This is a genomic window from Agrobacterium sp. MCAB5 (assembly GCF_052114365.1).
GTDB classification, from domain to species: domain Bacteria; phylum Pseudomonadota; class Alphaproteobacteria; order Rhizobiales; family Rhizobiaceae; genus Agrobacterium; species Agrobacterium tumefaciens.
Window position 1 is genome coordinate 181,090 of the sequence record NZ_JBFREP010000008.1, and the last position, 17,971, is coordinate 199,060.

13 protein-coding genes and 3 pseudogenes are annotated in these 17,971 nt (G+C 55.6%); 7 read left to right on the forward strand and 9 right to left on the reverse strand.

The window, feature by feature from the left end:
- Positions 1-136 precede the first annotated feature (136 nt).
- From AB4Z23_RS18480 to AB4Z23_RS18500, 5 genes are all read right to left on the reverse strand, one after another.
- The gene (locus tag AB4Z23_RS18480; RefSeq protein ID WP_441360511.1) at positions 137-1,267 is read right to left on the reverse strand and encodes an alcohol dehydrogenase family protein; all 1,131 of its coding nucleotides are present in this window, start codon (positions 1,265-1,267) and stop codon (positions 137-139) included.
- Positions 1,268-1,368: 101 nt separating this feature from the next.
- Positions 1,369-3,033, reverse strand: coding sequence for a choline dehydrogenase (locus tag AB4Z23_RS18485; RefSeq protein ID WP_441360512.1), 1,665 nt, complete (start codon positions 3,031-3,033; stop codon positions 1,369-1,371).
- Between the two features lie 191 nt (positions 3,034-3,224).
- Positions 3,225-4,901 (reverse strand): ABC transporter ATP-binding protein, encoded by a 1,677-nt coding sequence (locus tag AB4Z23_RS18490; RefSeq protein ID WP_441360513.1) that lies wholly within the window; start codon positions 4,899-4,901, stop codon positions 3,225-3,227.
- Entirely contained in the window at positions 4,891-5,787 is an 897-nt protein-coding gene (locus tag AB4Z23_RS18495) for an ABC transporter permease (RefSeq protein ID WP_441360514.1), read from the reverse strand. The genes AB4Z23_RS18490 and AB4Z23_RS18495 overlap by 11 nt, the downstream gene beginning before the upstream one ends.
- 5 nt (positions 5,788-5,792) lie before the next feature.
- Positions 5,793-6,923 carry an ABC transporter permease gene (locus tag AB4Z23_RS18500; RefSeq protein WP_441360515.1) on the reverse strand — a complete coding sequence of 377 codons (1,131 nt, stop codon included), beginning with the start codon at positions 6,921-6,923 and terminating at the stop codon, positions 5,793-5,795.
- Between the two features lie 256 nt (positions 6,924-7,179).
- On the opposite strand from AB4Z23_RS18500, the gene AB4Z23_RS18505 reads away from it, so the two are divergent.
- The 5 genes and pseudogenes from AB4Z23_RS18505 (at position 7,180) to AB4Z23_RS18525 (ending at position 11,917) form a co-directional block, all read left to right on the forward strand.
- Positions 7,180-9,180, forward strand: a complete 2,001-nt coding sequence (locus AB4Z23_RS18505) for an ABC transporter substrate-binding protein (protein WP_441360516.1) — start codon at positions 7,180-7,182, stop codon at positions 9,178-9,180.
- A 199-nt stretch (positions 9,181-9,379) separates the two neighbouring features.
- A complete protein-coding gene (locus tag AB4Z23_RS18510) occupies positions 9,380-10,507 on the forward strand; it encodes an S-(hydroxymethyl)glutathione dehydrogenase/class III alcohol dehydrogenase (RefSeq protein ID WP_441360517.1) in 1,128 nt (375 codons plus the stop codon).
- A gap of 3 nt (positions 10,508-10,510) precedes the next feature.
- Positions 10,511-10,726, forward strand: a pseudogene (locus AB4Z23_RS18515) (alpha/beta hydrolase-fold protein); the annotation flags it as partial.
- A gap of 198 nt (positions 10,727-10,924) precedes the next feature.
- Positions 10,925-11,239 (forward strand): annotated as a pseudogene (locus AB4Z23_RS18520) (SOS response-associated peptidase); the annotation flags it as partial.
- Between the two features lie 330 nt (positions 11,240-11,569).
- Entirely contained in the window at positions 11,570-11,917 is a 348-nt protein-coding gene (locus tag AB4Z23_RS18525) for a hypothetical protein (protein WP_441360518.1), read from the forward strand.
- Positions 11,918-11,967: 50 nt separating this feature from the next.
- Here AB4Z23_RS18525 and AB4Z23_RS18530 read toward each other — a convergent pair whose 3' ends face one another.
- The 3 genes from AB4Z23_RS18530 to AB4Z23_RS18540 all read right to left on the reverse strand — a co-directional run bounded on the left by AB4Z23_RS18530 (position 11,968) and on the right by AB4Z23_RS18540 (position 14,347).
- Positions 11,968-12,834: a transporter substrate-binding domain-containing protein gene (locus AB4Z23_RS18530; protein ID WP_441360519.1), complete on the reverse strand. Its 867-nt coding sequence runs from the start codon at positions 12,832-12,834 to the stop codon at positions 11,968-11,970.
- A gap of 74 nt (positions 12,835-12,908) precedes the next feature.
- The gene (locus AB4Z23_RS18535) at positions 12,909-13,682 is read right to left on the reverse strand and encodes an amino acid ABC transporter ATP-binding protein (protein WP_441360520.1); all 774 of its coding nucleotides are present in this window, start codon (positions 13,680-13,682) and stop codon (positions 12,909-12,911) included.
- A gap of 2 nt (positions 13,683-13,684) precedes the next feature.
- Positions 13,685-14,347, reverse strand: a complete 663-nt coding sequence (locus tag AB4Z23_RS18540) for an amino acid ABC transporter permease (RefSeq protein ID WP_441360521.1) — start codon at positions 14,345-14,347, stop codon at positions 13,685-13,687.
- 355 nt (positions 14,348-14,702) lie between these two features.
- Here AB4Z23_RS18540 and AB4Z23_RS18545 point away from each other — a divergent pair, with 355 nt between their 5' ends.
- Together AB4Z23_RS18545 and AB4Z23_RS18550 are read left to right on the forward strand one after the other, a co-directional pair.
- The gene (locus AB4Z23_RS18545) at positions 14,703-14,885 is read left to right on the forward strand and encodes a hypothetical protein (protein ID WP_441360522.1); all 183 of its coding nucleotides are present in this window, start codon (positions 14,703-14,705) and stop codon (positions 14,883-14,885) included.
- A 60-nt stretch (positions 14,886-14,945) separates the two neighbouring features.
- On the forward strand, positions 14,946-16,484 hold the full coding sequence (locus AB4Z23_RS18550; RefSeq protein WP_441360523.1) for an IS3 family transposase: 1,539 nt from the start codon (positions 14,946-14,948) through the stop codon (positions 16,482-16,484).
- Positions 16,485-16,691: 207 nt separating this feature from the next.
- Here AB4Z23_RS18550 and AB4Z23_RS18555 read toward each other — a convergent pair.
- Positions 16,692-17,889: pseudogene (locus tag AB4Z23_RS18555) on the reverse strand (alpha-hydroxy-acid oxidizing protein).
- Positions 17,890-17,971: the final 82 nt, after the last annotated feature.

The window sequence follows — 17,971 nt, forward strand, 5'->3', positions numbered from 1 at the left end:
CGCCAGCATCCATCTGATCCTGGCGATCGATACTTGTGCGTCGGTAGGTCTCCTCGCGGTCATCACCGCCCAAATGATCCTTGCCATTTTGTTTGCAAGGGCAATGGCTGCGAGTTTGATCGACCCGTTGATGGCGTCAGGGAACTATGACCAGTTTTCCGACGTGATTACGCTTTACCAATTCAGTCTGGGCGAGTGGAAGATCGCGCAGTGCAAATGTTTTTTCGATCAGGGGTCTCAACCGACCGGATGCGACATGATCTACAACGGCGCGGAACGTCTCTGGTGTGGGGCACGTAATCCCGAACATTTCCAGATCCTTGTAGATCAGGTCTCTAAGATCGATAGGTTGGATCGGCCCTCCGATAGCACCTGCCGTCGAGTAACGACCCCCACGGGCAAGCAATTTCAAACTGTCGGTGAAGAATGGGCCACCGACAACATCCGCGACGACGTGGACGCCATTTTCTCCGGAGATCGCTTCGATATCTGCCCGAACGTCTTTGCCTTCTCTCGCAACGAAATGATGCGCCCCGAGCGAGAGAACACGCTCTTTCTTTGCAGCGCCGGCAATGGCAATGACGCGTGCGCCGCGAATGAGCGAGAGCTGGATCAGCGCGGTGCCAACACCGCCTGCAGCCCCCGTTATGACCACCGTTTCGCCATTCCCCAGACGCGCCCGTGCAAGCATTTCTTCGGCGGTATCGTAAGATGTCGGAAACGTTGCCAGCTCGGCATCGCTCAGCGAACTATCGATTGAATAAGCATTCTCCGAGGGCACCGCGGTAAATTCTGCGAAGCCGCCGTCCCTGTCTCCGCCAAGATAAGCAATCAACTGCGCGCGCTCCGGTAGCGCAAGATCTCTCACCTGAGGATCGACGATCACCCGCTGTCCGATCCTGGAATCGTCAACGCCGGCACCGACCTTGATAATGGTACCAACTACCGCGGCCCCTTGAATACGCGGGAACAGAGCAGCCTGGGAGCTCCATGTTCCTTTTGTGTCGTTGTCATCCTCACCCTTGGCATCTGCGCCTCTGAGGCCGACATCCTCGGACAGACTTTCATTGACTGCGCGGTCATACCACCGAGTGCGCAAATTGATGTCGGTATTGTTGACCCCGCAAGCGCCAACCCGGATAAGCACCTCGCTTACTTCGGGCAGTGGAACTGCAACGTCGTCCCGATACTCGAGCTTGTCGATGCCACCATAGCCCGTGAGCAGAACGGCGCGCATTTTTTCGGGGACGGTTACCTTGGCATCCATGAGTATCTCCGCTTCTAAGAATGTTGGAGCCGTGAAAATAGAACAGCTCACATAGTCAACTTCAGTTCAGAAACCTTCCGCTCCGCGCGGCACGTACAGCGTCAGCGTTGGCTTGTCTGCCAGTTCGGGTTGACCCAGTAGGGCTCGTTCGATGGACTTAGCTGCGGACGTCCGAGACACAGATCCGCAGCTCTGTCTCCGATCATCATGGCCGAGGCATTCAGATTGGAGGTAACGACGACGGGCATAATAGAGCAGTCCGCCACCCGGAGGCCCTCCACGCCATGTACCTTTAGATCGGGACCCACCACAGCCTTGGGGTCGCTGCTTCGGCCCATCGCACAAGTGCTTGCTATGTGAAATGCCGTTGTGGCGCGTTTGCGGATCCAGGCATCCAGTGCCTCCTTGCTCTGGACCGCCTCTCCAGGTTCAATCTCCGCGCCTCTAAAAGCTTCGAAAGGAGCAGTGCCAACGAGCTCACGAACCAGGGCGATCGCTTCCCGGAACGTCTGCATGTCTCGTTCGTCGGACAGATAGTTGAACTGAAGCAGGGGCATTTGTGAGGCGTCTTTGGAGCGAAGACGCAATGTCCCGCGGGCAAAAGAAGTCTCCGCAGTACAATGGATCTGGAAGGCTTCCTGCGGATGCGGCTTAAAAGTGTCGTGCGAGATGCTTAGAGGGAAAAATTCAAATTTGAGATTGGGCTTTGATAGACCGGCTCTTGTGCGGATGTAGGCGCTCACCTCAAACTGGTTGCTCGCTGCAACGCCTTTCTTAAACAGAAACCAGTTTACGCCGACCAGGCCCTTGTTCGGCCATGCCGCAGCCCGTCTCAGGCTAACAGCTTGTTTGCAGGAGAACTGAACCGGAAGATCAAGATGATCCTGAAGGTTGCTTCCAACTCCGGCAGCATTGTGAACCACAGGAATTCCGTGCTTGAGCAGTTCCTCTGCGGGTCCGATACCCGAAAGCTGAAGAATGTGAGGAGTGCCGACACCCCCGGCGCAGAGGATGATCTCGCGGTGTGCGGTGAACGTCAGGGAGCCGTTGTTCATCCTGCACCGAACGCCAACTGCACGCTTTCCTTCCAAGATCACTCTTTCGACAAGTGCTCTCGGGGTGATCGTCAGGTTCGAACGAGATCGTACCTCACGGTTCAGAAATGCCGCCGCGGCTGTATTCCGTTGACCATCGATGATGGTTTGCTCAGCGACGCCAAAGCCCTCATGTTGAGGTCCATTTATATCGTCAGAAATGGGATAGCCGAGTGCCCTTCCCGCTTCGAGGAACGCCGCGTTCAGCGGATTGTTTGGCTTTGGCCGCGTCACGCGCAGCGGCCCCGTTCTGCCCCTGTAGCGGTCATCGCCTGCCTTGGCGGTTTCCATCCGCCTGAAGTACGGGAGAACATCGGCGTAACCCCAGCCTGTACATCCATGCTCGTCGCGCCACTCGTCGTAGTCTTGCGGATTGCCTCGCGTGTACACCATCCCGTTGATCGCCGAAGAGCCGCCAATTACTCTGCCGCGGGGATGGCTCATCGTTCTTCCGTTGAGACCTTTTTCGGCCTGGGACTCAAATCCCCAATTGTACTTGGTAGAGGTCAGAAGACTATCGACGGCAAGAGGCATCCTGATCTGCCAGGGGCTGGCGTCCGGCCCGGCTTCGATCAGGAGCACCGATACTGAATGGTCTTCGCTGAGCCGCGCCGCAAGGGCACATCCAGCCGATCCGCCGCCGACAACAATGAAGTCGTATTCTTTCAGCATGTAGCGACGCTCCCAAGAGTTCTTCAAGTTCCTCGCGCCCGGTATCGGCGACAAGTCACCATCACAAACTGACGAGTAGGAATTTAGTCTAATTAGTATTCTCGGGGGCCGAAGGCGTCAAGTGCAGACCTTCGAATTCTCCGCTCGCCATCCCCCGGGGACTGCTACGTCCAGTTTTCGGATATCGGCGGCTACACGGCAGTTTTCTGGATTTTTTCTGCTGTTGCAGTCGATGAGCCCGCCCGCGCACTTAGAATTGAAGACAGCCAACCGGTCTCCATTTTTGGAACCGACGAAAGCAGGAGTTCGGTATAGGGGTGACATGGAGGGTTCAGGACATCGGTCTTGAGACCCTGCTCAATGATCTTGCCGTCGTTCATCACGATAACTTCGTCAGCGATAGCACGGACCGTGTTGATGTCATGCGTGATGAACATATAAGTGACACCGGAGTCGCGTTGCAGATCAGTTAGCAGCTTGAGGATGCCCTCTTGAACCACCTGATCGAGCGCAGACGTCACTTCGTCACAGATAATGAGTTCTGGATCCGCGGCGAGTGCTCGGGCGATGCAGATGCGCTGCTTCTGCCCCCCCGAAAGCTCTGATGGCAAACGATCATAGTACGATGAATCGAGTTCTATCCGCTCAAGCAGCTTGACAGTTTCCGCAACGAGCGCAGCACCCTTGATATTCTTGAATACCCGGATCGCTCGGGAGAGAATCTCGCCGACGGTGTGGCGTGGATTCAATGCTGTATCAGGGATCTGGTGCACGAGTTGGATCTTTTTCAGCACCGATCGGTCGCGACTTCGAAGCGAGCTTGGAAGCGGCCGTCCACAGTATAAGACCGAACCACTCGTGGGAGGGAACAATCCCGCGATTGAACGCGCAAGACTCGACTTCCCAGAGCCGGACTCGCCGACAACGCAGACAGTGCGCCCCTTAGGCAGCACGATATTGATGTCGTGCAGCACCTGGTGCGTCCCGTAGGATGCCGTAAGGTTCTGAACGGAGAGCAACGAGTCCTCTGACGTCGTCGGCTCCTTGTAGAGGTTCCGAACGGCCCAAAGGGACTTCGTATAGTCCTCTTTGGGCTCGGTAATCATCTCGTTCGTCGGCGCCTCTTCGACTGTGGTTCCGTACCGAAGAACCTTGATTCGATCCGCCATCTGGGCAACAACGGCCAAATCGTGGGTAATGTAAAGCGCGGCGGTGTGGTGGCGCTCGACCAACGACCGGATCGACGCCAAAACCTCGACCTGTGTGGTCACATCCAGTGCTGTGGTCGGCTCATCGAAAATGATGAGGTCCGGCTTACAGATCATGGCCATTGCGGTCATTATGCGCTGGAGCTGCCCGCCTGAGACCTGATGCGGGTAACGATAGCCGATCTCCTCCGGTTTGGGCAGATGTAGCTCTCGGTAGAGCTCGATCGCATCGGCCTCAGCCTCTTCACGGGACTTGATGCCTCTGCGAACCGCCGCTTCTATAGTTTGCGCAATAAGGCGCTTGGCCGGATTGAACGCCGCAGCAGCACTCTGCGCAACATACGCGATCCGGTTTCCACGAAGGTCCCGAAGGCGCTTTTCCGAACAGCGCGTAAGATCCTCGCCATCGAACAATACCTGGCCGCCAACGATCTTGCATCCGGGTTTGGCATAGCCCATTGCCGCGAGACCAAGTGAAGATTTTCCCGCTCCCGACTCTCCGATAAGGCCGACAATCTCTCCGCGCTTAACCGTGAGGTCAACGCCCTTTACAATCTCGTGCCAGCGGTCGTTGCTGTACCCGTCGATCCGCAGGTCTCTGATCTCGAGAAGATCGCCGCCTTTGGAGCGCGTATCGAAGCTGCGTTTATCATTGCCCATTTTTAAGCCCACTCAGATTATGCAAGAGCCAGTCGACAACAAAATTTACGGCTACCGTCAGAAGGCCGATGGCCGCTGCGGGCAGAAGTGGGGTGACGTCGCCGTAGGTGATCAGTGTCGCGTTTTCGCGCACCATGGATCCCCAATCGGCTGTCGGTGGTTGTATGCCAACGCCGAGGAAGGACAACGCTGAGATCGTCAGGARGACGAAGCAAAAACGTAGACCCGCTTCCGCGATGAGCGGAGGCATAATGTTCGGAAGAATTTCATTGAAGACGATCCAGTGCGAGCGCTCGCCACGTAGTCTGGCTGCTTCAATGAATTCCAGCGATGCCACCGACAAGCCGCTGGTGCGTGCCAATCTGAAGAAATTGGTCGAGTCCAGGACAGCGATGATGAGGATAAGGCTCCAGACGTTTGATCCAAAGATTGCCAGAAGCATCAGCGAGAAAATCAGACCGGGGATCGACAATACGATATCGACTGATCGCGAGAGGACTTGATCGACCCATCCCCGGAGCAAAGCGGCCACGACCCCAAGCGAGACCCCGATGAAAAAGGACAACCCAGTCGTCAGGACCGCAATACCAAGGGTGTTCCGTGCACCGTAGACCAGACGAGTGAAGACGTCGCGGCCCAATTGGTCTGTTCCAAGAAGGTACTGCTCGCTCCAAGGTGCGAATGGTTCGGGGAATACCTGCGCTTCGCCATAGGGAGCAATCAGGGGAGCGAACAGAGCCACGGCAACATAAGTGGCTACAACGACCAAGCCAAACCAAGCGCTGATTGGAGCGGTGATAAGGGCCTTGCGGAGCTTAGTGCGACGGGTACGGCCCGGTTTAAAGGGCGTACGCAGCGCGGGTGTAACGGTTTCGATGTTGTTCATATTGGTCATCGCGCGTGAAGTAGCCTTGGGTTGGTTACGATAGTTACGATATCGGTGATCAGGTTGAGCAGGATGTATGCGCTCGCAAAGATGAGCGTGCAGGCCTGTACAACCGGTATGTCACGCGATCGAACGCCGTCGACAAGCAGCTGCCCGGCGCCGGGGTAAACGAAGACAACCTCCACCACGACCACACCAGTGATCAGGTATGCCAGGTTGACCGTAACCACGTAGGCGATAGGGCCCCAAGCGTTCGGTAGCGCGTGCCGTACAATGACCGAGAACGGGCTCACTCCTTTTAGGTAGGCCATCTCCACGTACGGGGTGGCGAGGAGATTGATGATGGCCGCCCGCGTCATTCTCATCATATATGCAATCGTCACCAAGGCCAGTGTCATCGCCGGAAGCATGCACATCCAAATTCGATCGCCGATCCCCATGTCTGGGGAAACGTCGGCCAGTATCGGGAATGCTGGGATATAGCTGAATACGACGGCGATGCCCTGCGAAAGCCACTCTGGCAGCACCTGCGCCAATCCTGTCATCGCAAAATTGTCTCGCATGATGACGAAGTAGGTCAGGATGTATGCGACGAAGAATTCAGGGACCGAGATAGCTGTTAGCGTCGCGCTGTTCAGTCCCCGGTCTACCCAACCGTTTCTATAAAAAGCGCAAACTATTCCGAGACATATCGATAACGGAACCGCTATGAGGGCTACGAAACTAGCAAGGAAAAGGGTGTTGTAAAGCCGGGGAGCGACAATCGCCGTTACATAGCGTTTGTTGTCGCCGCGACTTGTGAACGATGCTCCAAAGTCGCCGCGCACCGCGCCGCTAATCCAGGTAATGTAGCGCTCCACCGGAGGGCGGTCGAGCCCAAGTTCCCGCTCGAAAGCAGCGACAGTCTCCGGCGTCGCCGACTGACCTAGGACGGCCGTTGCGTAGTTGCCGGGAAGAAGCGTAACCGATCCAAAGATGATGACTGAGACGACGAAAAGCGATGTGATCGCGAGCAGTGCGCGTTGTCCAATCAGCCGTGCAAGACGTCCATACACGCCATTTGACCGTCCGCTTGGCCGGTCTATTGCTACCGAGGCAAGATTCTCCCCGCCGAGACCCACGGTGTGATGTTCCATGCCTTAACTCTCCCTTGGGTGTCCTCGCTCCTGAACTTAATCGAAAGACTGTTCTTACTTCAGAGCGTAGGGCCCGTTCCGCAGGCACGCGTTCCTTTATAATGTCTGCGGTGGCCTTCAATGTACCCATACGTATAAAAAATAACCCGGCGGTACAAGGAAAATCTTCAAATGTCCAACATCACACTCATGGAGGTCAGCGCGGATTACGGACAACCCTTGAGGGAAATTGTTTGCTCGTCGCCGGCGGACATTGATGGCGCTGATCGAAGCCGGGACAATAAAGCGGTTTGCGCACTGGCTGACGATTATCCCGCTCCTCGCTTTTAGTAATCGCTGCCTCGATTGGTCAGAGCTGCGGGTGGCTGCAAACATTTTGAAGCCGCTTCCACGAACGAGCTTGACTTCATACCCGACTTGCTGGATTGAATTACATACTTATGCGTCTTTTTTTAATGGGATGAGTTCACTTTTCATCCATTTCTGGGAGAGAGGCATGCCGGACGAGTTCAACTTCACTGAGGGGACGACGCTCCGCGAGTCTCGCCACGTTCGCCCGCGGTATCATTCCTGGCCATTCCGCCGGTTCTCACGTCCTCAACTGACACAGCCCTTGCCTGGTTCCCGCAGGTTGCGGGAGGGGCTCTGTATCTATGCGGCTAGGTTCAACGCTCAAATTAAAATGAAGCGATATCGCAAAAGGGGAACACAAATGCTCGAAATCAAACGAAGAACACTCATGAAAACCGCAGCGGCTGGTTTGCTGTTGTCAGCCGCGCCGAAGGCGGCGTTCGCCGCGCCGAAGCGCGGCGGCCATATCAAGATCGGCCTATCTGGGGGCTCCTCGCAGGATACCCTGGATCCCGCGAATGTTCTCTACGATTCCGCCTATCTGACGATGGCTACCGCCCGCAGCAACTTGACGAAACGCGCCGCGAACGGAGAGATTGTTCCCGATCTCGCTGAAAAATGGGAACACTCCGACGATCTCAAGACCTGGACTTTCACCATCCGGCAGGGCGTGACTTTCCATAGTGGAAAGTCGCTCGAGTTGAATGATATCGTCGCTTCGTTCAACAGACATCGCGGTCCGGACACCACTTCTCCCGCCAAGTCGGCGCTGGCGGCGGTCGACGATATCCTCGCCGAAGCTCCGAACAAAATCATCTTCAAGCTTAAGGACGCTAACGTCGATTTTCCAAGCATTCTAAGGGATCTGCGTTTTGTGATTGTGCCATCGAAGGATGGCAAAGCCGACGTCACTACCACGGACGGCACTGGTCCTTATAGCATTGAAAGCTTTGAGCCGGGACAAAGGATCCGCTTCAAGCGAAACCCAAATTACTGGGACAAGGAAAACGTCGGCTTCTTTGATACCGCAGAGGTGATCATCATCACAGATGCCGCTGCGCGCATGAACGCCCTGCGGGTCGGACAAGTGGACGTGGCCAATGCCATCGACCTAAGAACGCTCGACATGCTCAGGCGCGTCAAGGGCATCACGATCGACGACGTTCCAAGTGGACGCTACTACATCTTCGGCATGATGGCGAATACCGATCCTTTCAAGGACAAGAACGTTCGCCAGGCAGTAAAGTACTCCATCGACCGAAAAGAAATGCTCGAGAAGATTCTGTCTGGCCACGGTACCCTCGGGAACGACCACCCCATTGCCTCCAATCACCCATATTGGGACAGCAGTCTTCCACAGCGTGAATATGATCCGGACAAAGCGAGGTACTATCTCAAGCAGGCAGGACTGACGTCTCTGGAGATCCCGCTCAGCGTTTCGGAAGCCGCATTCCAGGGTGCGAACGCCGCCGCCGCGCTTTTTGCTGCCTCTGCGTCGAAAGCCGGCGTCACGATCAATGTGACGCGCGAACCCGACGATGGTTATTTCGAAAACGTCTGGATGAAAAAGCCGTTCACTGCCGATTACTGGACACAACAGGCGTCGGCCGATGCGCAGTTCACGCTCGCCTACTCGAAAGGCGCTACGTGGAACGAAACCCGGTTCGAAAACGATCGCTTTAACGAACTCCTGATTAAGGCTCGCGGAACCGTTGACGAAAAGGAGCGGGCCGGCATGTATCACGAGATGCAGCAACTCGTTCACGATGAGAGCGGCTCCGTCATCCCAATGTTCGCGAATTACGTCTGGGCTTCCAAATCCAGGGTTAAGCATCAAGAGGCCCTGTCGTCGGACGGCGATCTCGACGGGTTCCGCTGCATCAATCGTTGGTGGTTTGAGGAATAGCAAAACCGGGGCGCTTTGCGGAAACGCCAGCGCCTCGTTCCTCTACCACGTACCTCTCACGACAGAATTGAAGCCCGCGCGATGATGTCCGCGGTCGATAAGGGCTTGGCTCTCAAGTGACCCAAGCGGGACGATCGAGCAAACTGATCGTTCGGCTTGGGCACATATCTCAACTGAAAATCCGGAAAGGAACTCAACGATGGACGTTCGCGCCGCTGTTGCCGTTCAGGCAGGAAAACCACTCGAAGTGATGACCGTGCAGCTCGAAGGCCCCAAGGCCGGCGAAGTGCTGATCGAGGTCAAGGCAACCGGCATTTGCCACACCGACGACTTCACGCTCTCAGGTGCCGACCCGGAAGGTCTGTTCCCCGCCATTCTCGGCCATGAAGGTGCTGGTATCGTTGTGGACGTTGGACCGGGCGCCACATCTGTGAAGAAGGGCGACCACGTCATCCCGCTCTACACGCCCGAATGCCGCGAGTGTTATTCCTGCCTGTCGCGCAAGACCAATCTCTGCACCTCCATCCGCGCCACGCAGGGCCAGGGCCTGATGCCGGACGGCACATCACGCTTTTCCATCGGCAAGGACAAGATTCACCACTATATGGGCTGCTCGACCTTTGCGAACTACACGGTTCTGCCTGAAATTGCGCTGGCCAAAGTCAATCCCGACGCGCCATTCGACAAGATATGCTACATCGGCTGCGGCGTGACGACTGGCATTGGCGCCGTCATCAACACTGCCAAGGTCGAGATCGGCTCCACCGCCATCGTCTTCGGTCTCGGTGGCATCGGTCTCAACGTGTTGCAGGGTCTTCGCCTTGCCGGTGCGGACATGATCATCGGCGTCGATATCAACAATGAGCGCAAGGCTTGGGGCGAACGCTTCGGCATGACGCATTTCGTCAACCCGAAGGAAGTCGGCGACGACATCGTGCCCTACCTCGTCAACATGACGAAGCGCAATGGCGACACCATCGGCGGTGCGGATTACACATTCGATTGCACCGGCAACACCAAGGTCATGCGTCAGGCACTGGAAGCCTCGCACCGCGGCTGGGGCAAGTCGATCATCATCGGCGTGGCCGGTGCCGGTCAGGAAATCTCCACGCGTCCGTTCCAGTTGGTCACCGGCCGCAACTGGATGGGCACTGCATTCGGTGGCGCCCGCGGTCGTACCGATGTTCCCAAGATCGTCGACTGGTACATGGACGGCAAGATCATCATCGATCCGCTCATCACCCACACCATGCCACTCGAAGACATCAACAAGGGCTTCGAGCTGATGCATTCGGGTGAATCGATCCGCGGCGTGGTGGTCTACTAAGCCATGAAAACCATCTCCATCGACAAGTCTTACGGCGGTACTCAAGGGGTTTATGTCCATCGCTCGGATTCTTGCGGCTGCGACATGACCTTCGCGGTATACCTGCCGCCGCACGCCGCCGGGGGCAATTGCCCGGTGCTGTGGTACCTGTCCGGCCTGACCTGCACGCATGCCAATGTCATGGACAAGGGCGAATATCGGCGGCTTCCCCTGCAGCTTCGCATGCAGGAAGGCTACGGCCACTCCTACTTTTTCACTTCGACCTTTATGCAGGACCATCTGCGCTGGCACGCGCAACGATTAGCAGACTGATTGCAGAGCTCGGCCGGGCATATCGCAAACGGCCAGGGAGGGAAGGAGAGCATCAATGAGCATAGCCATTCATCCGGCAGTGGATTCAGGCTTTCGGGCAACTGACTGCCCTCCCCGCGCTTCGCACTTGAGAAGGCCGCCAAAGCCAAGGGCAAGCCTTTCGATCTCGACGAGATGATCCGCATGGAGGCCGATCGTGGCACAACCAATGTGCGCAAGCTCAGTTTCCCGCACTGGAGACGATGGTTCGGTGTCGAAAACGGATGCCTCGTCCCGGTTACAAGTTTCGCGGAACCGGATCCGGCCAGCCAGGAGGATGGCGGAAACGTGCCCAATACGTGGTGCGCCCGCGACGCAACCAAACCGCTGATGTTCTTTGCCGGCATCCATTTGCCGCAGTGGCAGAGTGTCCGAAAGGTCACGCGCGCCAGGCTGAGCTGCTTGCGCCAGGATGGTCAGCTTCACCTCTAACGGCCAGCGCCGCTTGCGTTCAATGCCTGCATCTTGGCAAAGACCGATCCAAAATCCACCTGACTTGCACTGGGAGGATGCTCTGCTCGGCCGCTACTGTCGTGTAGGTCAGAGGTCTTGCACATACGACACTGCAGGACGTGAAAGCTGTTGCCAAAATTAGCAGCAGCCGACTTTTCTACTATTTTCCAGATGGTCGGGCGGAGTTGTTTCTTCCCGTGCTCTCCTTTGAGATCGATCGTTTTTTCGACAAACAGGAGCACTGTCTGCAGACACTCGATGACTGACCGGGTTGGGGGCTTGCTGCGAAAACATGATCTGCCGTATTCCACGCCGCCCGGCTATCAGCGGCGCTCACCGATCCGGCGACCGAAGCTCACGCTTTCGCTGGCTGGTTATCGGTATGCGTTAGCGGCGGCAGACGGGGCCGATATCGACATTGCATTCACCGTATCCAGGAAGAATTCAGCCTCTCGAACACAGGCGGGTCTGATCGTTGGTATCTACGCCCTGTTCTACGCGCTTGGCCAACTTCCTGCCCAAATACTGAATCGGCATAACCAGCGTCGGGTGGATAACAGCGATATAAGAACAAGTAACAATTTTTCGATAGGGCTTTGTTTTTAGGTTGCAAGCTCCGAATAAAAAAAGGGCGAGCATAACCCCGCCCCTGTGGATCAGAAAATTACCTCTGGCGGAATGTCCTCTGCTTTGACGCCTGCCAGCGCAAGCCCACCACGCATCCACGCGCCAATCTGCCCAGCGCCCTTGTTGTACTCAATCCAGGCGTCCAGGAAATCACGCCAGTCTCTATTGGTCTCTTTTGGGATAACAATGCCCGTCGGCATCGCAACCATTGGATCGCGCAGCATCAGGAAGCGACCAAGCTGCGGCGTTTTTTTCAAGGCTGCAAGTCCGGGTATGGCAGCAAATGCTGCACAATCTGCCCTGCCCGACTGCATGGCGAGTATCACCTCATCGCGAGTTGGGAATGAAGTAATTGTTGCCTTCGGAGCATTCTGACGCGCCGCAAATTCCTGCGTGGAGCCGATGTCGGTCACTATACGGATTTCCGGCTTATTTATGTCGGCCCAGCTATTCGCTTCAACATTAGGCTTTGCGACAACCCCATAACCTTGATTGAAGTAAGGGATCGTGAATCCGACAGCCAAGGCGCGAGCACCGGTGTGCGTCGAAGCCATACCAATGTCGACCTTGTCGGTCTGAAGCTGAAGGATCTGGTCGCCCCATGTCGAGTCGACGAACTGAACCTTGACCTTGAGAATATTCGCGATGTCTTTGGCCATCTCGACAGCCGCGCCGATGATCTCGCCGCTCTTCAGGTCCTTGACGAAGTACGGGGGCTCGCCAACAGGTGCTGCGACCCGAAGGACGCCGCGATCTTTGATCTTGTCAATTCTAGAGTCAGAAGGCTGCGCGCTGGCAAGCTTTGTTTGAACTCCGATGTAAGCAGCAGTCGCCGTTGCACCGAGAACCAGTTTACCGAATCCTCTACGGCTCCGAGTATTATCAATCTTTTCCAATGAACTTCCCCTTATTTTGTTTGTTCAAACAACGCCAGCGAACTTTCAGGGTTCGTGGTACTCACTTCCAGCGGCTACGGCCTTACATAGTGAGATAAGAACGTTTTAGCCGCGTCGGTTGTTGGTGCTGCGAAGAAGTCGTTCGATCTAGCGTCTTCGACGATCAAGCCTTCCTTCATAAACAGCACTCGATCCGCAACGTCATGCGCGAATGACATTTCGTGCGTGACGACGACCATGGTCATTCCCTCTTTGGCGAGATCCTTCATCACGCTAAGCACCTCGGCCACCAATTCAGGGTCGAGCGCCGATGTAGCCTCATCGAACAACATGACCTCTGGCTTCATTGCCAAAGCGCGAGCGATAGCGACGCGCTGCTTTTGTCCGCCTGACAACTGCGCCGGGTAATCATTCGCTTTTGGGCTCAGGCCGACTTTCTGCAGCAATGCGAGACCTTCCTGCTTCGCATCAGCCTTCTTGCGCTTCTTCACTGTCACCAAGCCTTCGATGACATTTTCGATTACCGTCATGTGGGGGAAGAGATTGAAGCTCTGAAACACCATGCCGATCTGTTCGCGGAACGCCGATAAGCTATTATCTTTTGGGGCGCGGCTCGATTTTTGGAACTCAAATAATTTGCCGCAAACTTCGATACTGCCGGTTGTTGGGGCCACCAAGAGGTTAAGACATCGGCAAAGCGTTGATTTACCGGATCCAGATGGCCCGATCAGTGCAACAACCTCGCCCTTTTTGACGCTGAAATCGATGTCTTGCAGCACTCGATGGTCGGCGTAATACTTGTTGAGCTTCGACACGCGAACGACGGTTTCATTGGAAGACACTAGCATGGTCACGCTCCCATACTTTTCTTGATCTCCAGGCGTCGAGCCAGAAGAGTCGCGGGAAACAGAATGAGGAAATAGAGCACCGCGACAGCTGAGTACAACTCAAGCGGTCGGTAAGTTTCATGTGTGATCAACTGCGACTGATAGATGAGGTCTGGCAGCGCGAGGACAGATATAAGCGAGGTATTCTTCAACTGCATAATGGACTGGTTTACCAAGGGAGGAACCATCTTCTTGAGTGCTTGGGGCAACACGATACGGCGCATGACAGCGCCTCGTCTCATCCCCAAGGCCTTTGCGGCTTCGGTCTGGCCTTCGTCGACTGACTTGATGCCGCCCCGGATGATCTCGCCGTAGAATGCACCACCATACAAAGACAACGCCCAGAAAGCGGCAACACTCGCACTAATCTCGACGCCAAGAAGAGCAGGCAGCGCATAGTAGAACCAGATTAGGCTTACGAGCAGGGGCGTACATCTGAAGAGTTCGGTGATGGCTGCGAATGGTGCGATCAGAAACAAGCTGCCTGACAGCCGCGCAAACGCCGCGCTCAGTCCGAATATCATGCCACCTATGATCGTCAGCAGCGCAAACACGACGGTATATAGCAGACCGCTTAGAAGCAGCCCTTTATAGTCCCAGATTACATTTAAGTCCCAAACGTACATGATAACCCTGCATAACCCTGCTGTTAAATTTACCGTCTGCCTGAGGCTCAAAAGGGCGCGCCAACTAGTCCGACCGTACGGAAGATAGACTCTGTAGTCTATAATACAAACTAATGCGTATCTATAAATTCACAAACGTATGCTGTCAACAGGAGCACGCTTTCGTCATTCGCTATTCATCATCAAATTACCATCACATACCAAACACGATATCTGATGTACTACAAGGTATATGAGACGCAACATCGTCAAGCGTGCCAAAACGGAAGCGATCTTGCCCAACGCCGTTTCATGCTCATCAATCACAACAATCCCTTCGTCGCCGATAGATCGAGGAAATTGAACCAAAGTTCTTATGCTGGCCAATGCTCGCGATGAGCGCGAACGTAGCCAAGAGCACGATCAACTCATCCTCGACAAAGTTGTCCACCAGCGGCTAGTCGCAATGACGGCGAATTTTAATAAGCTCGGAACGATCCAGACACTCAAAGCGGGGAACGCTCGCGACCGCTGGTTGTTGATTGCCACTGAGAAGTGACCCGGTAGCGCAGGATAGGGGGTGCGGACGAAAACTTGGACCACCAGCAGGAGGTAGTTCATGTATTCCTACGCAGACAGACTTCGAGCCGTTGAGCTCTACATCCGGCTTGGCAAGCGGCTCAAGGCAACCATTCGGCAGTTGGGTTATCCCACAAAGAATGCTTTGAGGGGTTGGTACCGCGAGCACGTCGAGAATCGCGACTTGCGTGTTCAGGCGGTAGCTCGAGCACCAAAATTTTCCGAGGCCCAAAAGCAGGCTGCCCTTGAGCATTACCGCACTCACGATCGTTGCATCTCTTCAACGATGAGGGCGCTTGGCTACCCTGGTCGCGGAACTTTAACCGGATGGGTCCGGGAGGCCTTTCCGGAGGCGCGCTCATCCATGGTTGGTCGATCTTGGCGCCGTGGCTATTCCGATGAGATCCGGCAAGTAGGGGTCATAGGTCTCTGTAGTGGAGATCAAAGCGCTCAACAGGTGGCTGACCGGCTGGGCGTCTCAAGGCCGACATTGTATAGCTGGAGAGACCAGCTTCTCGGTCATGAGGCTTCTTCATCCATGAAACGCCGCAAAACCAACGCTAAAGCGCCAGAACGTGAAGAACTCGAGCGACAGCTCGAAGCCCTCCAGCGCGATGTCCGCCAATTGCAACTCGAGCATGACCTCCTAAAGAAGGCCAATGAACTGCTAAAAAAAGGCCTGGGCGTCGATCTGCAGATCCTGAGTAATCGGGAGAAGACACAGCTGGTTGACGCCCTTAGGACTATCTATCGAGTGCCGGAACTGCTTGCCCAATTGGGCTTGGCGCGCAGCTCCTACTTCTATCACAGGATCCGTGCGGGCCTGGCAGACAAATATGTCGCCATCCGCCGCAGCATGACGGAAATCTTTGAAACGAACCATCGTTGTTACGGCTATCGCAGACTACAGGCGTCGTTGGGCAGGCAGAGCGTGACAATCTCGGAAAAGGTGGTCCAGCGCTTGATGAAGCAGGAGCAGCTGGTGGTCGCAAGACCACGTCGAAAGCGTTTCGGATCCTACATGGGAGAAATCAGTCCGGCGCCCGAGAACATAATCAATCGCGATTTCCATGCGAATGCGCCGAACGTGAAGTGGCTGACAGACATCACCGAGTTCCAGATCCCAGCTGGGAAGGTCTACCTTTCGCCTATCATCGACTGCTTCGACGGCATGGTCATCAGTTGGTCGATTGGAACGCAACCCGATGCAGGGCTGGTCAACACCATGCTGGATGCAGCCATTGTGACCGTGACCGAAGTTGAAGAACGGCCAATCGTTCATTCCGATCGCGGAGCTCATTACCGCTGGCCAGGCTGGCTGACCCGGATCAGCGAAGCGAAACTGGTTCGCTCGATGTCCCGAAAGGGTTGCTCTCAAGACAACGCCGCGTGCGAAGGCTTCTTCGGCCGGTTGAAAAACGAACTCTTCTATCCTCGGGAGTGGAAGGCCATGACCATCGAACAGTTCGTCGGCGAGGTGGATGCCTATATCTGCTGGTACAATGAGAAGCGCATCAAGATATCGCTGGGCTCACTCAGCCCGGTCGAATATCGTAAAAGTCTCGGCCTGATCTTATAAATCAGTCCAAGTTTTTATCCGCACCCCCGCCGGGTCACTTCTCAGTGAAAATCAACAGCGATCCGTTCCACAGACTTGGAAGCTCCGCTTCGCGAGGTCGATCGCAAGGATATTCACCTGTGTCATCTGCTTTCCCTCCGTGAGCGCCACAATGGCGCTAGGCAGGCATCATACGCCGATGCCGGCCGGAAGGGGGCATCCACCCCATCAGTTCAGTTGAGGTGCTCGCTGCCAGATCAAAAGCACGTTTCCGAGCTCTTCGAGGAGGCGCTCCAACGTTCCAACCACTTCCTCGTCGCGCAGATGCTCGATGACGCTTTGCGCTCCTTGGGCGCCACCCATGACGGAGCCAAACAGAACCGGACGACCTACTGCGACGGCCGTCGCACCTAGCGACAGAGCGCGGACGACATCGATGCCGCGACGGATGCCGCTATCGAAGATGACGGGAACGCGACCTCCTACAGCTTCCACCACCTCGCTCAGGACGGAAATCGAGGCAGGTAATCCATCCAACTGTCTACCGCCATGATTCGAAACTTGAACAGCGCTTGCCCCGGCTTTGATCGCTGCGTCTGCGTCGGGACCCCGCATGATACCTTTCACAACGACGGGGAGGCGAGACATCGATTTGACACGACCAATATCATCGAAAGTCAGATCAATTTTCTTATTGCGGAAGTCACCGGTGCCACCGTAACGCGGGTCGTGATTGCCAAGGTGAACTCGCTGGGAAACGGTCGGCCAAGTCGAATGAACTCGTCGCTGGCGCCTGGACCCAAGGCGTCCGCCGTGAGAATGACAGCGCTGTAGCCAGCGTTACGGGCTCTGTCCAGAAGGCTCTGCGTAACTTTTTCATCGGCATTGTAGTAAAGCTGGAACCATTTAGGCCCTGTTGTTGCCTCCGCAATCTCTTCCAACGGCCTGTTTGATGCCCCGGACGATTGATACAGAGCTCCGCCATACCTGCTCCACCAGCTGCGGCGAGTTCGGGGATGGGACTGGCAAAGATCTGGGCACCCATAGGAGCAACCATAATCGAAAAGGGCAGCCTATGGCCCAGCAGGTCGGTTTCGAGGTTGATGCTTTTGGCCAACACTCCCGCCAGACGATGTGTTCGGATTGAGAAGTCGTTGCAAGCTCGGCGGTTCTCGCGGTAGGTCCACTCGTCGCCTGCTGCGTGCCCGATATAGGCATAGGCAGCTTCTGACATGACCTTCTTTGCTTCCTGTTCCAGAAGGTCGAAGTTCACAATTAATAGCGGCTTATTTTTCGGCAACTGCTTTTGTGAAGCTTGGTGCATTGGTTTCGCGCCATTGGCTGCGTGTACCGCAGCCGGCTCCATCGCTGCTGCCACAAGTCCCACTCCAGCGCCTTGAAGCAGAAATCGACGAGATTTATCCATTTTGCGAACCCCTTATCTTTCTGATGAATTATACAGGCCAATTTTCTCGTGATCGAAGCCCGGCTATGCGTTTACCGGCTTC